Source organism: Antribacter sp. NEAU-D49, from assembly GCF_057158775.1.
This window is the reverse complement of record NZ_JBXTSN010000007.1, coordinates 128,697-147,766: the sequence shown is the minus strand read 5'-3', so window position 1 is coordinate 147,766 and position 19,070 is coordinate 128,697. Positions and strand designations below refer to the sequence as shown.

Below are 19,070 nucleotides of genomic sequence, written 5' to 3'. Positions count from 1 at the left end.
CCTGCGAAGACGCGAGGCGTTGCTCAGTCGTCGGACCCGTCCTCCGGAGCTTTCGATGTGTAGTGCGGTTGGTAGTCGTCGGGCGCATCACCGTGGTCGGAGCGCTCGAAGACCTGGTCACGGCCGGGCTCCGGATCGATCACTTCCGCGAGCGCGTCGGTGAACAGCTGGTCACCCTTTGCGGCCTGTATGAGGAACCTTGCCGCGTTGAACTTGAGCCGGAATCGTGGATCGGTGAAGCGGCCGAAGTCGAGCTCGTGGCCGTGGTGTCGGGCGAAGTACGTGAAGAACGCGACCTGAGTCCTGGTGTTCCCCTCGCGGAAGAGGTGCGCCACGTTGAGCTCGCCCCAGGGTTCGGCGATCGCGTTTGCGAAGTCGCGGGCGTCCATCGCGGCGTAGTCGTCACGCGCGTGAAGGCGACGGATCCAGAGGTCGAAATGCTCAACCATGCCATCCCCGGCTGGGTAGTAGTCGTAGGGATGGTCGGCGGGCGCGTCGTACCGTCCCTCAGCGATCGCTGAGGGCGAGGGTCCGTTCTTGGACATCCTCATCGGGAAGGTAGGCCCGGTCCGCTCCTGGCCCGCCCACGCATAGACGTCACCGAAGACGCGCCGATGGATCGCACACAGGTGAGCGCGATCGAGGTCGCCAGGGACCGGGTTCTGCAGGAGGATCTCCGACATGCGCAGGAACGCGGCTTCCTCTTCGAACTCGCGAAGCGCGTCAGCATCCCGGAGTCCTGCCTTGTTCCGCAGGACTTCCGTACCGGGGTAGAAGTACGACTCCCACGTGGGGAAACCCACGATCAGCTGGCCACTCGGTTCCGCTCGGCCTCTCGCGCTCGCGCGGCAGCGCGCTTGATCGCGTCGTCGAACGAGATCTCCCCACGCAGCGCGCGACGTGCGTCGGCACGGACCTGGACGCCGCTCACGGTGTGTCCTGCGGCGGCCAGTGCGCCGTCTGCGAAGCGGATCGATTCCTCGACCTGGCGAGGGGTCAGCGCGTGGCGCTTCTTGCGGCGGGGAATCTTCATCTGGCCTCCTACGGTGCCCTCTATCTTACGGCTCGGCGTGGCCATGTTGCCAGGAGGGCGACACGCGTCGTCGTGGGCCTGTGTGCCACTCGAACTTCACGCGTCACCGCCGCACCTGTGTCGTCAGGTACCTCGACCGGTGAAGGCATCGCCCTCGTTGATCCACACCGGTTTACCGGACAACGTTAGACACAGTCCCAGGCGAAGCGTCCCTCAAGGCCGTCAGGAGAGAGAAAGGCGTAGCCGGTACCCCCGCCGAGGTTCAGAGTGAACGGCTCGTCGTTCGCGCCTTCGCAGTCGTCGATCTGGAGGAAGAAGCGCCATTCGTCCGATACTGGAGGATTCTGCGGCTGCCAGAAGACCGGTGCGCCCCCGACGTAGCTGTAGGGCAGATCGAGGTCGTTCACCAGGAAGTCCAGGTAGATGCCCTGGCGTTCTGCGGCGCCGCGCGCAGCCCGGGCATCGTGCTCGCGGTCTTCTTCCTGCGTGAGTGGCGTGAGGTCGACAGCGAGCTCGACGGGAATCTTGTCCCTCCAGTCGGAGCCGCGTCGCCAGAGGGTCGGGCCGGTCGCTTCCTCGATGGTGTTCAGAAAGGCGGGTACTCGGCCGCCGGGCTGGACGATGAGCGCGTTCTCGCCGTCCTCGGCACCCCATGTTCCGTAGGTGCCGGTGTCGTCGTCCGTGATGAAGAGGTAGGCCACGCGGCCAGGGAAGCCGGGGACGGGGAACTGCCCCACGAACATCATCTGGTCGCCGTCCTCGCGCGAGAGCGGCCACTGTGCTTGGTCGACCCATACCGGCTGCCCGCCGAGCTTCATCAACGGCTCGGTGACCGGCGCCGAAGCTGGTCGGAACGTCATGGCCAGCCGTGGGCTGATCCACGCCTCGCACGAGCCCTCTGCATCGATGGTCTGCTGCTGCACGGACACATCGTCCCGCATCACGGTCGTCGCGTGGTCTGATACCGGATCGACCGGTGCGACCCTCGGATCCAGGCCTGCTTAGTGCTTCCGGTTCTCCCGATCCCGGTTGTGCTCTTGCACCGCGGCGCGAGCCCGCTCCTGGCGGTCAGCGATGTCCGCTGTGCGGAACGCGCGGCCGTGGGGTGTGTGGGTGAACCCGTCGAGGAACAGCCCTTCGTCGACGTGCACGGCAAGCAGCTTGTCGGTGTCGAGGCCGGGTTTGATCGGCGGCGAATCGAAATGGAAGGTGATCGCCGGCTCGGCTGCGCTGTCGCTCAGGTACAGGAGACTGACGTGAGACCAGCCCCCAGAGGAGATCTGGAGCGACGGCGGACCGAACCGGCGCGCCACCTCGTCGCGGGTCGTGTCCTGCCCGGTGAATTCCGGGACGGCGGCGCGCAGCGAGGTGTACTCGTCCGGGTTCAGAGGCCGCGCGACGTCGAGCCAGCCGAGCCGGTGAGCACAGATGGCGAGCATCGAGGCGATCGTTTCCGGGGGGTCGATTCCGAGGGCGTTGCGGAACGCGCCGCTGAGACCGGTGGGGGTCCAGGCGCGGCGCTCTTGCAGCAGCTCCTCTTGGTGCTTCCAGGCATCAGGGCGTCCCTCCGCGATCGCGAGGGTGTTCCCGAGGAGCCAGGTTCCCGAATGAGTGCCGCCCGGTCCCGGGACGTACATCCCGGGACGGCGCAGCAGGCCGTTGAGCGTGTCTCGCAGGTAGGTGATGGTCGCGTCAAGGCGTTCGCTGGCGTCGTCGGGCACCTGGGCATCGTAGGGGTGCGCGCTGCGGTTGCCGTGTCGCGAGCGACCGCAACCTTCCGTCAGGCCGGTGCGTCGGCCGGTGCGTTTCCGTAGAGCCGGCTCAGGCGTTCGCCGTAGGGCAGACCCAGCAGGGCCGCCAGGTCGGCAAGCGCGCCGTCTGTGGCCCGGAGCCGTTCGGCCCCCGTGGTCACGTACCAGGCGGACATGATCTCCGCGACTGTCGGCTTTGAGTCGAAGGGCAGGACGTCGATGGGGTCGTCGTCGACGATGAGGTCGTCGAGCCACTCACGGCTGACCGCCGCGAAGTGCCGGTTCGCGACGTCGTCGTCGGGCCAGGACGCGAGGGCGCGGGCGAGGTCACCGCTCACGGCGGCATAGGTCGCGAACGCCTGAGAGACGGGATGCAGCGGGTCGGGGGTCGTGACGAGGTCCTCCCACCACGCCTCGATCACCTCACTGACGACACGGGCTTGGTCATCCGGCCATCCACGCCAGCCGGTACGAGCCAGGCAGTGCTCCGCGGGCCAGAAGGTGTGGACGGTCCCGTCGGCCAGACCGCGAGCCATCTGCGGCAGGATCCTGCGGACCATCGCCGCGTGATCCTCGAACAGGCTCGGTGTCCGGTAGGTCAGCGAGGCGAGCAGGTCCGGTCCGAGCAGCACGCCCGGGAGGGTGAGCTCGGGAATCCCGTCATCGCCGTAGCAGTGGGTACATGGGTTGTCCGCAGCGCACGTGAATCCACCGAAGATGTGGTCGACGGCGTCCAGCGCGGCAGACAGACGAGGTGTCACACGGCGCATCCTGCCAGTCCGGGCCGGACGTCCTCGCCGGGGTGGTCCAGCCGGCGGCCCCCGCCCGACAACACAGAAGGCCCCCGACGTGGAGGTCGGGGGCCTTCTGTGTCGCTGTCTCAACGAGTGTCCGGAGGGGGACTTGAACCCCCACGCCCGATAAAGGGCACTAGCACCTCAAGCTAGCGCGTCTGCCATTCCGCCACCCGGACAGGTGGACCTTCGCGGCGTTTCCGCCGTTCCGGTGCGTGGAAAAAGATAGCACGATGGAGGGGTCGTACGTGAATCGGCGGGGCTGTGACCTGCGCCCGCCCCGCCTCGGGCCCCCGCCCACCCCGCGCGAGCCGCGACAGTCCGCGGAAAACGCCCACGCCGCTCGTCCAGCCTGCCACCGGGTGACCCCTGCGGCAGACTGGGCCACGGCCGGGGTGCCCGGCCGGGAGCTGCGGAGGTGGCCTGGTGGCGAGAGGCGAGCAGGGCGTCGTCGGGCACGGGGCTACGCCCGCGCACCAGGGGCCCGCGCACCAGGGGCCCGCCCAACCGGACCCCCGGCACCAGGACCCCTCGCGCGACGAGCCGGCCGCGGCGCCCCGCCTCACCACACCCCTCCACGTCGCCACCCTCCCGCTCCCGGCCCCGGCGCCCGACGGCGTCCCCGCGTGGCTGCGCACGTCCGCCGGCTACTCGTGGCGCCTCATCGCGCTGACGGCGGGCGTGGCGCTGGTGTTCTGGGGCGTCAGCCAGGTGCAGCTCGTGTTCGTGGCGGTGTTCCTCGCCCTCGTGTTCACGTCGGTGCTGAACCCGGTGGCCGACTTCTACTCCCGCATCATGCCGAGGCCCCTCGCCACGGTCCTCGCGATCCTGTCGAGCATCGTGGTCATGGGCGGCCTCCTCACGTACGTGGTGGCGTCGGTGGCGGGGCAGTGGGAACGGCTCGCGGAGCAGTTCAACACCGGTATCGACCAGCTGGTGACCCTGGTGGAGGGGCTCCCGTTCAACATCGACCTGGACCAGCGGGAGCAGTGGCTCGACGACGCGCGCACCTGGATCCAGCAGAACTCCGACTCGCTGCTCTCCCGCGCCGCGCAGAGCGCCGGGTCGTTCGCGGAGGGCTTCGCCATCCTGGCGCTGTCCATCTTCTGCACGGTGTTCTTCGTCTCGTCCGGCAAGTCGATGTGGGCGTGGTTCCTCGGTCAGATGCCCGCCCGGCAGCGGTCGCGGTGGCAGGCCTCCGCGGGCGCCGGCTGGTACACGTTCTCCGGCTACGCGCGCGGCACGGTGATCGTGGCCCTCGCCGACGGCCTCCTCGCCGGCATCTTCCTCGCCATCCTCGGTGTGCCTCTCGCGGCTCCGCTGGCCGTCCTGGTGTTCATCGGCGCGTTCATCCCGATCATCGGCGCGCCCCTGGCCATGATCATCGCCGCGGTGGTGGCGCTCGCGGCGAACGGCTTCGTCACGGCGATCATCGTGACCATCGGCATCGCGGGCATCGGCCAGCTCGAGGGCCACGTCCTGACGCCGCTCATCATGGGCAAGCAGGTGGCCCTGCACCCCGTCGTGGTCGCTCTGGGCGTCACCGCCGGCACCGTCGTGAGCGGCCTCCTGGGGGCGGTGATCGCGGTGCCGCTCATCGCCGTGGCGTGGGCGGTGTACAGCACGCTGCGTCGGATCGAGTCGGGGGAGGACGCGGAGCGCCGGCCGGCCGACGCCGGACCCGCACCTCCTGGCACCGCCTCGCCCTGACCCGGGGCCGCCACCGACCCCGGGTCACCCGGGATCCGCGGCGCAAATCTGCAGGTGAAGGCCCGTTTCGGTGTGGCAGAGTGGACATCATGGAGCCCTTCGTCCTGGCGAACGAGACAGTCCGGCTGTCGGTGCCCACGCTGGCCGACGTCGACGACGTCTGGAAGGCGTGCCAGGACCCGGAGATCGAGGCCTGGAACACGGTCCCGACCCCGTACGCGCGCCAGGACGCCGTGGCGTTCATCGAGAGCGTCGTGGCCCCGGGATGGTCCACGGAGCGGTCGTTCACCTGGGCGATCCGCGATCCGGGGGCGTGCGACGGTCCGGTCCTGGGGATGGTCGGGCTGGACGTTGAGGACCCCGCCCCGGGTATCCGGTCGGCGGGTCTCGGGTTCTGGATGGCTCCGGCGGCACGGGGCCGGGGCCTGGTGACCGAGGCCTCGCACCTCGCTCTCGACTGGGGCTTCGACCCGGAGGGCCTCGGGCTGGCGCGCGCGACCTGGCTCGCGTACGTGGGCAACTGGCCGTCGCGGCGGGTGGCCTGGAAGCTCGGGTTCCGGGTCGAGGGCACCATCCGCGGGCACGGTGTGCAGCGGGGGAGGCGGCGCGACGCGTGGTTCGGCACGCTGTTGCCGGGCGACCCGCGGGAGCCCAACGAGGCGTGGCCGGCCGAGGCCCCGGTATCGACGGAGGCCGTGCTGCCCCGGTAGAGCAGCGTTCGCCGGGCGGCAGGCCTGGCTCGGGGATGCCGGCGGGGCCGCGTCCCACGATGCGAGAAGTCTCTGTTCAAGCCTGTTCCCAAGGTCACGACGTGGCTACGCTCGAACCGGAGTAGCCCCCCTAGGGGTTACGCATGGCCACAGCCTGCGAACACACCGAGGGGGAGTGTTGCGAGTGGAGCGAGTCCTGCATGTCGTTGCGTTCATGCTGAACAGCGACGTCTCCCGTTCCGACCCCCGGGCGCAGGCCGCCGCGCGAGTCACCGCCGAGCATCCGCTCCACATCCCTGCGATCCGGTCGTGGGACTGCGGCTGGGACGTGAGCGGCCGGCAGGACGCCGTCGACTACCTGCTGGTGGCGACCTTCGACTCGGTCGCCGACTACGAGCACTTCCAGGTCCATCCGGACCACGACCGCGGCAAGCTGGCCTGGCGTGAGATCGCGACCTGGCGTATCGCCGACCTGCTTCAGGAGAGCGGTGCGGCCGCGTGAGCGACCGGCCCGGCATGCTGCACGTCGTCGCGGTCGTGGGCGCGGCTCTGCTGTGGAGCACCTCGTTCGCCGTCACGAAGGTGGTTCTGGCAGACGTCGGTGAGCTCACCCTGGGGGCGGTGAGGTTCCTCGCCGCGGCAGCCTTCCTGGCGATCCTGTGCGTGATCGTCCGCAAGCGGATGCGCGCGCCGCTCAAGGTCCACGCGAGCGTCGCGATGCTCGGCCTCGTGGGCATCACCGCCTACTTCATCCTGGAGAACTACGGCGTCGCTCTCGCCACGGCGACCGACGCTGCCCTGATCGTGGCGTCGTACCCCGTGATCACGATGATCGGAGAGCTGCTGTTCGCCCGGACGGTCCCCACCGTGGTCAACGGGGTGGGCGCGGCACTGGCGTTCTTCGGGGTCTTCCTCGTGGTCGCCGACCAGACGCCCGAGGCTGCCCCGGACCGTCCCTGGGGGATCTTCCTGCTCCTCGTCGGGGGGATCGTCTGGGCGGCCTACAACATGCTCTCCGCACGAGCGGGACGACGAGCCGTCCCGGCCGAACGGCTGAGCGTCCTGAGCACCACGGCGCTCCAGAACTTCTGGGGCGGTGTCGGCTTCTGCCTCGTGATCCCGTTCCTGCCGCAGGGGCGGACGGCCCAGGTGGACACCACGGCGGCCCTGCTCATCCTCTACCTGGCCGTGGGCTGCTCTGCTGCGGCCTTCCTCTTCTACACCTACGGGCTCACCCGCCTGAAGCCCGCGCAAGCGGTGGCCCTGCTCAACCTCGTCCCCGTGTTCGGCGTCGTCTGGGCGGTCGTCATCGCCGGCGAGCAACCCACCGTCCTGAGGGTGATCGGGGCCGTGGTGGTGGTCGCAGGGGTCGTGATGAGCGCAAGCACCTCAGGCCCCCGTCGACCCGGCCGGGGCGTACGACCGATCGAGACCGTTCCGACCTCCCAAGGAGCCAGCACGTGAGCACCACCCAGAAGACCGTCATCCTCGTCGACCGTCAGCTCCCGGCCGGCCTCGCCGTGAACGCCGCGTCGATCGCCGCGTGCATGATCACCGCCCGGTACCCGGAGCTGATGGGACCGCCGGTCAAGACGACCGACGCCGCGCTCCCCGGGGTGGTGCTGGCACCTCTCCCGGTGCTGGCAGCCTCGCAGGAGGACCTGCTGCGCGCGTGGGAGAGCAGCCGCGACGAGGGGGCCGGGATCGAGCCCTTCCCGTTCACGAAGCTCGCCCAGGGCTGCAGGACGTACGACGAGTACGTCTCCAAGATGGCCGAGGCGGAGCTCGACCAGCTCGAGCTCTCCGCGCTGGGCCTCTACGGACCCAAGAAGCTGGTGACCGCGCTGTGCGGTTCGCTTCCTCTCTACCCCGGAAAGTGAGGCTCTGCTGAGATGATCCCGCTCTGGGACGACGACCTGTGGAACAGCGGCAGGGAGCTCGCGGAACGGCAACGACGTCAGTGGAGGGGTGAGGTTCCGGACGAGGAGCTCCGTGACCATCAGCGCCGCAACCTCGCCGAGACGGTCGCCTACTGCCAGGAGCGGTCGCCCTTCTACCGGGCGCACCTCGGCGGGATCTCCCCCCAGGCGCCGGTCGGGTCCTTGCCGTTCACCACGAAGGACGACCTGCGGGCTCACCTCGACGACGTCGCCAGCCTGGACCTCGCGCAGGCGTGGGTGTACTACGAGACGACCGGAACCACCGGCGTCTCTACACCGTGCCCCCGGACCGCCGAGGACTCGGTGCGCACGGGAGTGGCCCTCTGCGAGGGGTACCGGGACATTCTCGCGGCCCACGGCGAGCGCCTGGCGATCGCGGTCATGGGACCGACCGAGCTGCACAGCACGGGCGACACGTTCGGTGACGTGTTCCGGAGCCTCGGCCATGCCAGCGTGAAGATGTGGCCGCACTCCCCGGTCGTCGGTCTCGACCGCGCCGTCGAGCTCCTGCGCCGGCTCGCGATCGACGGGCTCACGTGCACGCCCGGCATGGCGATCCTGCTGGCCCGGCACCTCGGCGGGCGCGGCATCCGCCCGCGGGACCTCGGGATCAAGGTCATCCTCACGCTCGGCGAGCTCGCGACGCCGAACCTGCTGGAGCAGATCGGCCGGGTCTGGGGCGCGGAGGTCCTGAGCTGCATGTACGCCTCCCAGGAGGCCTCGATCCTCGCGGTGTGCCAGAGCGACGGGACCCTGCGGACCACGCCGCTGAACTACCACTACGAGATCGTCGACCCGGAGACCGGCGTCGTGCTCGACGAGGGCCTCGCCGAGCGGGAGGGCGAGCTCGTCGTCACCCACCTGTACCGCGGCGCGAAGCCGCTGGTCCGCTATCGCACGGGTGACCTCGTCCGGGCGTACGGGCCCGGGCAGGACTTCACGGTGGTGCCGATCGGACGGACCCGCGACGGGCTGCAGGTCGCCGGCCGGTCGTACACGGCCTACGACTTCGAGCAGGCGGTCCTCGACGGCTGCCCGCCGTTCCTGGACTACCAGGTCGGTATCCATGACGCCGACGGGACCGACGAGCTCCACCTCCGGTTCGAGCCCGAGGACACGGCGCCCACCGCCGAGGAGACCGACCGCTTCGCGGAGGCGGTGTCCGGGCGGCTCGGGGCGCGGGTCACGGTGACCTGGGGGCCGACCGACTCGAGGACCTCCACCGGGGCGATGGTGAGCTGGAAGTCGGCTCGCATCCGCGACTATCGCGTGGGACCGGACCAGGAGGTCGAGTCGGCCCGCCGGATCGGCGACGAGCGGATGGCGAGAACGCCGTGACCCGGTGGGCGTACCTCGACGGCGAATGGGTGGACGCCGACGAACCACAGCTGCGGCTCTCCACGCAGGGGTTGCAGTACGGCACCTCGGTCTTTGAAGGGATCCGGGCGTACCGGCCGGCTGGTGGTGGCACGCCTGAGCCCTTCCTGGCGGGAGCGCACTACGAGCGGCTGGTCGCCTCGTGCGAGGTGCTGCGGATCGACCTCGCGGAGAAGAGCGGGGACCTCGTCGAGCTGACCCGCGAGCTCATCGCGCGGAACGGCCACGACGACGACTGCTACATCCGGCCGGTCGCCTTCAAGCGGAGCTTCCTGCCGGGTGTCCCGTTCGGTGTGCGGCTCTCCGGGGTGGACCACGGTCTGGCCCTCACGTCGGTGCCGATGCCGTCGAGGATCGGGCGCCCGACCAGGCTCGGCGTCTCCTCCGTCCGGCGGGTGCACGACAGCGCGATCCCGACGCGGGCCAAGATCAGCGGCGCGTACGTCGCGAGCGCGCTGGCGGTCGACGAGTGCACGGCCGCCGGCTACGACGACGCGCTCCTCCTCAACGCCGCCGGCCGCGTGGCGGAGGCGTCGACGAGCAACGTCGTCGTCCGGACGGGCGACGACGTGTTCACGCCGTCGCTGGCGGAGGGCATCCTGCCGGGCATCACGCGCCGGATCGTCCTGGACTTCGCCCGCGGCGCCGGCTACCGGGTGCAGGAGCGCCCGGTGGACGTCGCCGAGCTCTTCACGGCGGACGAGGTCGTGCTGGTCGGCACCGGCATCGAGATCTCTCCGGTGGTCTCGCTGGGCGGGAGGGCTGTCGGTCCGGGAGAGCCGGGCCGGCTGGCGCTGGACCTGTGTGGTTGGTACGAGGAGCGAGCTCGCACGCCTGACAAGGAGACCGAGTGATGCGCAGTGCCGGCCCTGTGGTGACTCCGCACTTCATGATGGTGCCGGAGCCTCGGCGGGATCGTCCCGTGGTGGTGGCGACGCTCGGCCCTGCGGGGACGAGCAGCGAGCGGGCCGCGAGGAGGTTCCTCGACCTGCTGGGGGCCGAGGACAGCCAGGTGGTTCTCTACGACACCTACCACGACGCGGCGAGGGCCGTCCTGGAGGGAGACGCGGGCTTCCTGGTGGTGGCCAACGCCTACCACGAGGTCAACCTCTTCTACATGGACCCGCAGCTCAGCGTGAGCGCGGTGCTCCACATGCACACACCGCTGTACGGCCTGGCCGCGCGGGACGGCGAGGCGCTGCCCCGCACCGTCGAGGTCGTGTCCCATCCCGCTCCGGTGCCGCTGATCGAGGAGCTGCTCCCCGAGGGGTACACCTGCTCGCGGGTCGCCTTCGCGAACTCGACGTCGGCCGCGGCGGAGTCGGTGTCGCGCGGCGAGTTCCCGGTGGCGCTCACGACGGAGCCGGCAGCGCAGGCCAACGGGCTCACGTTCGTGTCGAAGCTGCGGCCGATCGAGATGGTGTGGACCGTGTTCGCCCGGGACGAAGGGGACGACAGTGCAACGCTCAGCTGATCACGAGGCGGTCCTGGACGCCGTCGGGCGACCGGGGTTCTGGCAAGGGCTGGCCGCGTCGGCGGCCGACGCGCTGGTCCGCGCCGGGGAGGGGACGGCTGTCTCCGCCCCGCGCCAGATCATCCGGGCGCGGGGCGGCGACGGGCTCGGTGTCATGGCGGGGATCGTCGACGGCGGGGCCGGTTCCGTCGTCGGGGTGAAGCTGGTGACTCTCCCGCACCTGCGTCAGGCGGGCGCGCCGTCCCACCCGGGTTCGGTGCTCCTGCTCGACGTCGCGACGGGCGACGTGCGCGCCCGGCTCGACGCGGACCTCGTCACGGCGCTGCGGACAGCGGCGACGACGGCGGCCGTGACCCGGTGCGTCCGTCCGGATGCCCGGCGGCTCACGGTGGTGGGTACGGGCACGGAGGCACGGTCGCACCTTCGTGCGCTGGGGGCGCTGTTCCCGGCAGCCGAGCTCACGGTGTGGGGCCGCGACCAGCGGGCGGTGGAGGGCGTGGCGTCCGAGCTGCGGGGGACCGGCCTGGAGGTCGGTGTCGCCGGTGATCTCCGGGCGGCGCTCGCCGGGGCCGACGTCGTCACGAGCGTCACCTCGGCGACGAGCCCGTTCCTGGGTCGCGACCTGCTCGGGGACGTGACGCACGTCAATGCCGTGGGCGCGTCGGTCAGGGGGCTCCGCGAGTGGCGGCCCGACGTCTTCGAGGCCGCCGACGTGATCCTGTGCGACGACGTGGAGGAGTGCGGTCGTCAGTCGGACGAGGTGCCGGCCGGCTGCCTGGGGCGGGCTGTGAACGTCGCCGGGCACCTGGACGCGTCGCGCACGTGGCCACGACGTCCGGCGGGCCTGTCCGTGTTCAAGTCGGTGGGGCTGGCGGTGCTGGACGTCGCAGCCGCCGCGTTCCTCCTGGAGTTCACGGGCGGAGCGCAGCGACCGCTCAGCCGAGAGGGCCGTACTTCGACCGTAGCTCGATGAGGGCCGGCCCGAAGGTGGCCTCCAGCTCGGGTCCGTGGGCCTTCAGCATCTCGAGCTTGTAGAGGTCGTGGCGCACGAGCTCCGTGATGGGGACCACGAGGCCCGGATGACGGGTCCAGGCCGCGTGCGGCTCGGTGGCACCGGACACGTTCCCGGCCACCACCTCCCGGTCGTCAGCGGAGACCACGAGCCAGCGGCCCTTGAGGCCGCGGGTGACCTCGTCGGTGCCGGGGTGGGAGAAGACCGTGGCCGAGGGGAGGTCCACCGGGCCGTAGGCGACGACGATCACGGCGACGCCCCTGCCCGCCGCCGCCTCCAGCGACGCCCGCAGCCGGTCGGCGTCCCCGCTCCAGATCTCGCAGAGCAGGCGCCGCTCGGCGCGGACGATGACGCCCTCCGCCCGGTCGAGGATCTCGTCACGTCCTTGGAGGTCCCAGATGACGCTCTCGTCCCGGTCGCGCAGCGTGTAGTTACGCAGGATCGACTCCGCCTCGGACAGGGACGCCTCGGAGTTCCGGCGCTGGATGGTGAGGAACTCACCGGGCTCGGTGGGGGAGTAGGTCTGGGGCCGTCCGTTCGACACCTGTGCGGCGCCCTTCGCCACCAGCGACTCGAGGACCTCGTAGATGCGTGCCCGAGCCACCCCCGAGGTCTTGGCCACCCCGTACCCGGTCGCCGGAGCACTGACGAGGAGGGCCAGGTATGCCTTGGACTCCCACTCGGTGAGGCCGATCGCCCGCAGCGCCTGGATGTCGGTGGTGCTCAGGGCTGCGTGGTTCAACGGGGATCTCCTCTGGTCGTTCCGGTCATCGTAGTCATCTGGGTACCGTTGCCCCCATGCGACTGGCGGTGCTCGATATCGGCTCCAACACCGGGCACCTGCTCGTGGTGGACGCGCACGGCGGCGCGGCTCCTCTGCCCGCCCACTCCTACAAGGAGCCCCTGCGGCTCGCGGAGCACCTGGACGAGGCGGGGGCGGTGTCGGCGTCCGGCGTCGACGCCCTGTCGGCGTTCACGGCCGAGGCGGTCCGCCTGGCCGACGCGCGCGGCTGCGCCGACCTGCTCGCCTTCGCGACGTCGGCGATCCGCGACGCCGTGAACTCGGACGAGGTGCTCGCCACGGTGCACGAGCGCACCGGGGTGCGGTTGTCGGTGCTGAGCGGGGAGGACGAGGCGCGGCTGACGTTCCTCGCGGTGCGCCGCTGGTTCGGGTGGTCGGCGGGCCGGCTGGCCGTCTTCGACATCGGCGGGGGGTCGCTGGAGATCGCCGCGGGCGCCGACGAGGCGCCCGACGTCGCCTGGTCCCTCCCCCTGGGCGCCGCCCGCCTGGCGCGCGAGCTCGAGCAGCCCGCCTCTGCGTCCGACCTCGCGGCGGTCCGGCGCCGGATCCGCATCGAGATCGCGCACGACGCCGGCAACCTCCTGCGCGGCGGGCCACCGGACCGCGCGACGGCGACCTCGAAGACGTTCCGGTCGCTCGCGCGGATCTGCGGCGCGGCGCCGTCGTCGGACGGGGTGCTGGTGCGGCGCGTCCTGGCGCGCGACGCCCTGCACGAGGCGATCCCGCGGCTCGTCGCGATGGCGCCGGCCGAGCTCGCGCACCTGCCGGGCGTCTCGCCGGGCCGGGCCCACCAGGTGGTGCCCGGCGCGCTCGTGGCCGAGGCCTGCTTCGACATCTTCGACCTGGCCGAGCTGGAGATCTGCCCGTGGGCGCTGCGCGAGGGCATGATCCTGGAGCGCCTCGACGGGATGCCGCACCGGACCGCGGGCGCGGCGGTGGCTGCCGGACAGGTGGCTACGGGATAACCCTGATGTGTCGCACGTCACCCCGGTCGTAAGTTGTCCTTACTTACTGGCCTGAAAGTACGGGGGGACGATATGCACTCACACCCGCGGCGCCGCACCCTCGGCGCCCTCACCGCACTCCTCACGGCACTCCTCACCACGGTCGCGCTCCTCGGTGGCAGCCTGCCCGCGCAGGCCGCCACCGGCGCGATCACCGGCTACGGCGGCAAGTGCGTCGACGTCGCGGCCGCCGGCACCGCCAACGGCACGCAGGTCCAGCTCTACACCTGCAACGGGACCGGCGCGCAGGCCTGGGACGTCCGGAGCGACGGCACCGTCCGTGCGCTCGGCAAGTGCCTCGACGTGGCGTCCGCGAACAGCGCCAACGGCACCCGCGTCCAGCTCTGGGACTGCAACGGCACCGCCGCGCAGGCCTGGACGGCAGGCGGGGACGGGACGCTGCGCGCTCTCGGCAAGTGTCTCGACGCCACCGGGCCCAGCTCCGCCGACGGCACGCCGCTGCAGATCTGGGACTGCTTCGCGAGTGACAACCAGCGCTGGACGCTCCCGTCCGGCGGCGGCACCACCAACCCGGCAAAGCTGCCGGGCTCGCCGTACCTCTACCTGGGCTGGGGCAACCCGCCGAGCGCGACGTCGGTCATGAGCCAGACCGGCGTGCGGTCGTTCACCATGGCGTTCATCCTGTCGTCCGGCGGGTGCAACCCGGCCTGGGACGGCAACCGGCCGCTCACGGGCGGGGCCGACCAGCAGACCATCAACGCGATCAAGGCCGCGGGCGGCCAGGTGCAGATCTCGTTCGGCGGCTGGTCGGGCAACAAGCTCGGGCCGGCGTGCTCCACCCCGGCCGCGTACGCCGGGGCCGTGCAGCAGGTCATCAACGCGCACCAGCCCCACGTCGTGGACTTCGACATCGAGAACTCCGACGAGTTCGAGAACTACACCGTCCAGGACCGCATCCTGCAGGCGCTCGTGATCGTCAAGCAGAACAACCCGAACGTGAAGATCGCCGTGACGATCGGCACGGGGCAGAGCGGGCCCACGGGTGCCGGGACACGCCTCATCAACCGCGCCGCCGAGCTGCGCGTGCCGATCGACAACTACACGATCATGCCGTTCAACTTCGGCTCGTCGAACGTGGCGCAGTCCACGATCAGCGCCGCCGAGGGGCTCAAGGCGCAGCTCAAGGCCGCGAACGGCTGGACCGACGCGCAGGCCTACGCCCGGATGGGGATCTCCGGCATGAACGGCCTCTCCGACTCGGGCGAGGTCACCACGACCGCGGCCTGGACCCAGATCCGTGACTACGCCCGGGCCAACGGCCTGACACGGCTGGCCTTCTGGTCGGTGAACCGCGACCGGCAGTGCGCCGGCGGGCTCACCGACTCGTGCAGCGGCATCGCGCAGCCGTCGTTCGAGTTCACGCGGATCACCGCGGGCTTCTGACCGGGACCTGACGGCGGGGGCGCTACGGTGCCTCCGCCGTCAGGTACCGCTGCACGGTGGGGGCGAGCCAGTCCACGATCTCCTCGCGGTCGAGCCGGACCGCGGGCTCGAACCGCAGCACGAGCCGGGTGAGCGCCAGGCCGAGCAGCTGGGACGCGATGAGCGCGGCCCGCGCGGGCGCCTGCGTGCGGTCCGGCACCGCCCGCATCACCGCAGGCAGCACCTGGGCGGCGAAGATCTCCTGCATCCGCACGGCCCCGGCGGGGTGCGTGACGCCGACCCGCAGCATCGCCGTGAGCACGCCCCGCAGCTGGTCGTCCTCCCACAGGCCGAGGAAGTGGCGCACGACCGTCCGTCCGAGCGCGTCGGTCGGGACGTCGGTGAGGTCCGCGAGCCGCAGCTCGACGTCGACCGCCGCCGCGAACAGGCCCTCCTTCGAGCCGAAGTACCGCATCACCATCGCCGGGTCGATGCCGGCGTCCTGGGCGATCCCGCGCACGGTCGCGCGGTCGTAGCCGTCGGCGGCGAAGCGCCCCCGCGCGGCCGCCAGGATCGCGGCCCGGGTCGTGTCCGAGCGCCGCGCCGGGCCGCCCGCCGTCGGAGAGGTGGTGGTGTCTGCCATGCCAACAACTGTAGGCCAACAAGCGTTGACACCGTCCCGGGCGCGCGCCTAGCCTGGTCAACAACCGTTGGCCAACGGTTGTTGACCAGAGCTCCGGAGCAGGGGCACAGGGGAGGACGCGCCGATGAGTACCCAGGACCAGCACGAGCCCGCACAGCCGGCCGAGGCGGAGACGGACGTCGTCGTGGTGGGCGCAGGTCCCACCGGTCTGCTCCTCGCGGGCGATCTCGCGACGGCGGGCGTCCGCGTCACGCTCGTGGACCGCCGGCCGCACGGCATCAGCAACCTGTCCCGGGCCTTCGCGGTGCACGCCCGCACGCTGGAGCAGCTCGACGCGCGCGGCCTCGCCGACGACCTCGAGACCCGGGGGAGGGCGCTGAGCACCCTCCGCCTCTTCGGCTCGCTCACGCTCGACCTCGCCACGCTGCCGTCCCGGTTCGCGCACGTGCTGGTGGTGCCGCAGTACGAGGTCGAGCGCGGCCTGGAGGCGCGGGCGGTCGCGGCGGGCGTCACCCTCCGCCACGAGACCGAGGTGACGGGCCTCGACCAGGACGCCGAGGGCGTCGTCGTGCACGGGACGACGCCGGAGGGCCCGGTCTCCCTGCGTGCCGCCTACGTGGTGGGCTGCGACGGGCACCGGTCGGCGGTGCGCAGGCTGGTGGGGCTGCCGTTCCCGGGACGAGCGGTGATCCGGTCGATGATCCTGGCCGACGTGCGGCTCGGCGAGCCGCCGACGGACGTGATCACCGTCGCCGTCGAGGACGACGCGTTCTGCTTCGTCGCGCCCTTCGGCGACGGGTACCACCGCGTGATCGGCTGGCGCTGGGGGCACGACGTCGCCGAGGACACTCCGCTCGGGCTCGACGAGGTGCGCGACACGATGCGACAGGCGCTCGGCACCGACCTCGGCCTGGTCGACGCACGCTGGACCTCCCGTTTCCACTCGGACGAGCGGCAGGTGCCGTCGTACCGGGTGGGCCGGGTCTTCGTCGCGGGGGACGCCGCCCACGTCCACTCGCCCGCGGGCGGGCAGGGCATGAACACGGGGCTGCAGGACGCCGCCAACCTCTCGTGGAAGCTGGCCGCCGCGGTGCGGGGTGACGTTCCCGACGCCGACGCGCTGCTCGACACCTACCAGGCCGAACGCCACCCCGTCGGGCGCCTGGTGCTCCGGATGAGCGGCGGACTGGTGCGGGCCGCCCGCTCGCGCGGGCTGGTCTCCCGCCTGCTCGGCCTCGGCATCTCGGGAGTCGCGGGCCACGTCGCCCCGGCACGACGCCGGGCGATGGGCCTGGTCTCGGGCGTCGGCCTCGCGTACGGCCGCCCCCGCGGCGCGCACCCGCTCGTGGGACGCCGGGCGGCCGACGTGCCCCTCGTACCCGGTCCCGCGGGCGAGCGCCTCTACGAGGCGTTGCGGGCCGGCCGGTTCGTCCTCGTCGTGCCGCCCGACGGCGGGCCCGGGTCGCCGACGCCGCCCCGGCCCGCGCCCGGATCGCAGGACGCGCGGTGGGCCGACGGCGCCGTCGTCGTGCACCGGGGCGACGGCGAGGGCACCACGCTGCTGGTGCGGCCGGACGCCTACGTGGCCTGGGCCGGCTGAGCCGCGGGGTCCGAGCGGCCCGGCGTAAATCACGTTGCGCCAGGTCCGGGGGCTGTGGCACCGTGGGAACGTCCCCGCGGGTGTTCCGCGCGTGTCAGGGGATGACGAGAAGGACTGTGATGACAGACGTGGCCGGCGGTCTCGAGACCCTCACGCGCTGACGCCTGCCCCGGGCGCCGGCGCTCCGTCGCCACCCCGGGAGTCCTTCCTCATGCACAACCCCTCTGTCGTGCTGCACGACGTCACCTTTGCCTGGCCCGACGGCACCGTCGCGCTCGACCACCTCAGCGGCGCGTTCAGCCGCGGGCGCACGGGCCTGGTCGGCCTCAACGGCGCCGGCAAGTCCACGCTGCTGCGCCTGGTCGCGGGCGTGCTGCGGCCCACGAGCGGCACGATCACCGCCTCGGGCACCGTGGACCACCTGCCGCAGCGACTCACCCTCGACACGGCCGCGACGGTCGCCGACCTGCTCGGCGTGCGTGCCGTCGTCGACGCGGTGCGCGCGATCGAGTCGGGCGACGTGCGGGCCGAGCACTTCGACACCGTCGGTGACGACTGGGACGTCGAGGAGCGGGCCGTCGCCGCTCTCGCCGCCACGGGCCTGCCCGAGGGCCTGGACCGCCCGGTCGGCACGTTGTCCGGCGGCGAGGCCGTGCTCACCGCGCTCACGGGCATCCGGTTGCGGGGCGCCGCGGTCGCCCTGCTCGACGAACCCACCAACAACCTCGACGGCGACGCCCGCGAGCGCCTCTACGAGCTGGTCCGCGGCTGGCGTGGCGCCCTCGTCGTGGTGAGCCACGACCTGGCCCTGCTGGAGCTCGTGGACGACACGGCCGAGCTCCGGGCGGGGTCCCTCACCACCTTCGGCGGGCCGTACAGCGCGTACCGCGAGTGGCTGGCGGTGCAGCAGGAGGCCGCCGCGCAGGCGCTGCGCACGGCCGAGCAGGTGCTCAAGCGCGAGAAGCGGCAGCGGATCGAGGCCGAGGAGCGCATCGCGCACAGCGAGCGCCAGGGGCGCAAGGACAAGGCGAACAGCCGCTACGTGGCGGCGGTCGTCAACGACCGCCGCAACTCCGCGGAGAAGTCGCAGGGCGCGCGCCGCAACCAGCTCGACGACAAGGTCGCCGCGGCCCGCTCGGCGGTGGACGCGGCGGAGCGCGCGGTCCGCGACGACGACCGGATCGTGGTGGACCTGCCCGACCCGGGCGTCCCGGCAGGCCGCAGGCTCGCCGTGCTGACCGGCTCGGACGGGCGCGAGCACGTGGTCCAGGGTCCGGAGCGGGTGGCCCTGACGGGCCCCAACGGGGTGGGCAAGACGACGCTCCTGGAGCGCCTGGTCGCGTCGGTGTCCCTGGGCGGTCCGGGTGGCCCGACGCCGGACGGCGCGCCCCGGGCGCGGCTCCTCACCGACCGCGTGGCGTACCTCCCCCAGCGGATCGATGTGCTGGACGACGATGCCACGGTGCTGGACGCCGTCCGCGAGGGTGCGCCGGACGTGCCCCCGGGCGAGCTGCGCAACCGTCTGGCGCGGTTCCTGGTCCGCGGCGCGGCGGTCGACCGTCCGGTGGGGACGCTGTCCGGCGGCGAGCGGTTCCGGGTGGCGCTCGCCCGGCTGCTCCTCGCCACCCCGCCGGCGCAGGTGCTCGTCCTCGACGAACCCACGAACAACCTCGACGTGGCCAGCACCGAGCAGCTCGTCGACGCGCTCGCGGCCTACCGGGGGGCGCTCGTCGTGGTGAGCCACGACCGGGTGTTCCTCGACCGGCTGGGGCTCACCACGGAGCTGCGGCTGGAGAAGGACGGCACGCTCGGGCCCGTGAGCAGGTGAAGATAGGGG

Annotated in this window: 20 protein-coding genes and 1 tRNA gene; 13 read left to right on the top strand and 8 right to left on the bottom strand. The window is 71.8% G+C overall.

Features of this window, described 5'->3' with window-relative positions; translation table 11 throughout:
* Positions 1 to 23 precede the first annotated feature (23 nt).
* The 6 genes from AC060K_RS08145 to AC060K_RS08120 form a co-directional block, all read right to left on the bottom strand.
* Positions 24 to 803 carry a Fic/DOC family protein gene (locus AC060K_RS08145; RefSeq protein ID WP_483764923.1) on the bottom strand — a complete coding sequence of 260 codons (780 nt, stop codon included), beginning with the start codon at positions 801 to 803 and terminating at the stop codon, positions 24 to 26.
* Between the two features lie 2 nt (positions 804 to 805).
* The gene (locus AC060K_RS08140; protein WP_483764922.1) at positions 806 to 1,033 is read right to left on the bottom strand and encodes a hypothetical protein; all 228 of its coding nucleotides are present in this window, start codon (positions 1,031 to 1,033) and stop codon (positions 806 to 808) included.
* Between the two features lie 185 nt (positions 1,034 to 1,218).
* Positions 1,219 to 1,956, bottom strand: coding sequence for a YwqG family protein (locus tag AC060K_RS08135; protein ID WP_483764921.1), 738 nt, complete (start codon positions 1,954 to 1,956; stop codon positions 1,219 to 1,221).
* Between the two features lie 78 nt (positions 1,957 to 2,034).
* Entirely contained in the window at positions 2,035 to 2,754 is a 720-nt protein-coding gene (locus tag AC060K_RS08130; protein WP_483764920.1) for a hypothetical protein, read from the bottom strand.
* A 59-nt stretch (positions 2,755 to 2,813) separates the two neighbouring features.
* Positions 2,814 to 3,545 carry a hypothetical protein gene (locus AC060K_RS08125; RefSeq protein ID WP_483764919.1) on the bottom strand — a complete coding sequence of 244 codons (732 nt, stop codon included), beginning with the start codon at positions 3,543 to 3,545 and terminating at the stop codon, positions 2,814 to 2,816.
* 127 nt (positions 3,546 to 3,672) lie between these two features.
* Positions 3,673 to 3,757 (bottom strand) — tRNA-Leu (locus AC060K_RS08120).
* Between the two features lie 247 nt (positions 3,758 to 4,004).
* Here AC060K_RS08120 and AC060K_RS08115 point away from each other — a divergent pair.
* The 9 genes from AC060K_RS08115 to AC060K_RS08075 all read left to right on the top strand — a co-directional run bounded on the left by AC060K_RS08115 (position 4,005) and on the right by AC060K_RS08075 (position 11,762).
* Positions 4,005 to 5,288, top strand: coding sequence for an AI-2E family transporter (locus tag AC060K_RS08115; RefSeq protein WP_483764918.1), 1,284 nt, complete (start codon positions 4,005 to 4,007; stop codon positions 5,286 to 5,288).
* An 89-nt stretch (positions 5,289 to 5,377) separates the two neighbouring features.
* Positions 5,378 to 5,998 (top strand): GNAT family N-acetyltransferase, encoded by a 621-nt coding sequence (locus AC060K_RS08110; RefSeq protein ID WP_483764917.1) that lies wholly within the window; start codon positions 5,378 to 5,380, stop codon positions 5,996 to 5,998.
* A 175-nt stretch (positions 5,999 to 6,173) separates the two neighbouring features.
* On the top strand, positions 6,174 to 6,500 hold the full coding sequence (locus AC060K_RS08105; protein WP_483764916.1) for a Dabb family protein: 327 nt from the start codon (positions 6,174 to 6,176) through the stop codon (positions 6,498 to 6,500).
* Positions 6,497 to 7,462, top strand: coding sequence for a DMT family transporter (locus AC060K_RS08100; RefSeq protein ID WP_483764915.1), 966 nt, complete (start codon positions 6,497 to 6,499; stop codon positions 7,460 to 7,462). The genes AC060K_RS08105 and AC060K_RS08100 overlap by 4 nt, the downstream gene beginning before the upstream one ends.
* Positions 7,459 to 7,878 carry a DUF2000 domain-containing protein gene (locus AC060K_RS08095; protein WP_483764914.1) on the top strand — a complete coding sequence of 140 codons (420 nt, stop codon included), beginning with the start codon at positions 7,459 to 7,461 and terminating at the stop codon, positions 7,876 to 7,878. The genes AC060K_RS08100 and AC060K_RS08095 overlap by 4 nt, the downstream gene beginning before the upstream one ends.
* Before the next feature lie 12 nt (positions 7,879 to 7,890).
* Complete coding sequence (locus tag AC060K_RS08090; protein WP_483764913.1) at positions 7,891 to 9,276, top strand: phenylacetate--CoA ligase family protein; 1,386 nt, start codon at positions 7,891 to 7,893, stop codon at positions 9,274 to 9,276.
* Complete coding sequence (locus AC060K_RS08085) at positions 9,273 to 10,169, top strand: aminotransferase class IV (protein WP_483764912.1); 897 nt, start codon at positions 9,273 to 9,275, stop codon at positions 10,167 to 10,169. The genes AC060K_RS08090 and AC060K_RS08085 overlap by 4 nt, the downstream gene beginning before the upstream one ends.
* Positions 10,169 to 10,789, top strand: coding sequence for a prephenate dehydratase domain-containing protein (locus AC060K_RS08080; protein WP_483764911.1), 621 nt, complete (start codon positions 10,169 to 10,171; stop codon positions 10,787 to 10,789). The genes AC060K_RS08085 and AC060K_RS08080 overlap by 1 nt, the downstream gene beginning before the upstream one ends.
* Positions 10,773 to 11,762 (top strand): hypothetical protein, encoded by a 990-nt coding sequence (locus AC060K_RS08075; protein WP_483764910.1) that lies wholly within the window; start codon positions 10,773 to 10,775, stop codon positions 11,760 to 11,762. Before AC060K_RS08080 ends, AC060K_RS08075 begins: the two co-directional genes overlap by 17 nt.
* Here AC060K_RS08075 and AC060K_RS08070 read toward each other — a convergent pair.
* Positions 11,725 to 12,543 (bottom strand): TrmB family transcriptional regulator, encoded by an 819-nt coding sequence (locus AC060K_RS08070; RefSeq protein ID WP_483764909.1) that lies wholly within the window; start codon positions 12,541 to 12,543, stop codon positions 11,725 to 11,727. The two genes, AC060K_RS08075 and AC060K_RS08070, sit on opposite strands and share 38 nt — an antisense overlap.
* A gap of 56 nt (positions 12,544 to 12,599) precedes the next feature.
* On the opposite strand from AC060K_RS08070, the gene AC060K_RS08065 reads away from it, so the two are divergent.
* Together AC060K_RS08065 and AC060K_RS08060 are read left to right on the top strand one after the other, a co-directional pair.
* A complete protein-coding gene (locus AC060K_RS08065) occupies positions 12,600 to 13,568 on the top strand; it encodes a Ppx/GppA family phosphatase (protein WP_483764908.1) in 969 nt (322 codons plus the stop codon).
* 72 nt (positions 13,569 to 13,640) lie between these two features.
* Positions 13,641 to 15,011 (top strand): ricin-type beta-trefoil lectin domain protein, encoded by a 1,371-nt coding sequence (locus tag AC060K_RS08060; RefSeq protein ID WP_483764907.1) that lies wholly within the window; start codon positions 13,641 to 13,643, stop codon positions 15,009 to 15,011.
* A gap of 22 nt (positions 15,012 to 15,033) precedes the next feature.
* On the opposite strand, the gene AC060K_RS08055 is transcribed toward AC060K_RS08060, so the two are convergent.
* Complete coding sequence (locus AC060K_RS08055; protein WP_483764906.1) at positions 15,034 to 15,633, bottom strand: TetR/AcrR family transcriptional regulator; 600 nt, start codon at positions 15,631 to 15,633, stop codon at positions 15,034 to 15,036.
* A gap of 124 nt (positions 15,634 to 15,757) precedes the next feature.
* On the opposite strand from AC060K_RS08055, the gene AC060K_RS08050 reads away from it, so the two are divergent.
* Together AC060K_RS08050 and AC060K_RS08045 are read left to right on the top strand one after the other, a co-directional pair.
* Positions 15,758 to 17,233, top strand: a complete 1,476-nt coding sequence (locus AC060K_RS08050) for an FAD-dependent oxidoreductase (RefSeq protein ID WP_483764905.1) — start codon at positions 15,758 to 15,760, stop codon at positions 17,231 to 17,233.
* Between the two features lie 211 nt (positions 17,234 to 17,444).
* Positions 17,445 to 19,061, top strand: a complete 1,617-nt coding sequence (locus tag AC060K_RS08045; RefSeq protein WP_483764904.1) for an ABC-F family ATP-binding cassette domain-containing protein — start codon at positions 17,445 to 17,447, stop codon at positions 19,059 to 19,061.
* The last annotated feature ends 9 nt before the right edge of the window (positions 19,062 to 19,070 follow it).

Excerpts from the sequence above, each read along its gene's own strand:
- AC060K_RS08060 (WP_483764907.1), top strand. The coding sequence starts at position 13,641 with ATGCACTCACACCCGCGGCGCCGCACCCTCGGCGCCCTCACCGCACTC.
- AC060K_RS08050 (WP_483764905.1), top strand. The coding sequence starts at position 15,758 with ATGAGTACCCAGGACCAGCACGAGCCCGCACAGCCGGCCGAGGCGGAG.
- AC060K_RS08080 (WP_483764911.1), top strand. The coding sequence starts at position 10,169 with ATGCGCAGTGCCGGCCCTGTGGTGACTCCGCACTTCATGATGGTGCCG.
- AC060K_RS08055 (WP_483764906.1), bottom strand. The coding sequence starts at position 15,633 with ATGGCAGACACCACCACCTCTCCGACGGCGGGCGGCCCGGCGCGGCGC.
- AC060K_RS08140 (WP_483764922.1), bottom strand. The coding sequence starts at position 1,033 with ATGAAGATTCCCCGCCGCAAGAAGCGCCACGCGCTGACCCCTCGCCAG.
- AC060K_RS08065 (WP_483764908.1), top strand. The coding sequence starts at position 12,600 with ATGCGACTGGCGGTGCTCGATATCGGCTCCAACACCGGGCACCTGCTC.
- AC060K_RS08090 (WP_483764913.1), top strand. The coding sequence starts at position 7,891 with ATGATCCCGCTCTGGGACGACGACCTGTGGAACAGCGGCAGGGAGCTC.
- AC060K_RS08045 (WP_483764904.1), top strand. The coding sequence starts at position 17,445 with ATGCACAACCCCTCTGTCGTGCTGCACGACGTCACCTTTGCCTGGCCC.
- AC060K_RS08110 (WP_483764917.1), top strand. The coding sequence starts at position 5,378 with ATGGAGCCCTTCGTCCTGGCGAACGAGACAGTCCGGCTGTCGGTGCCC.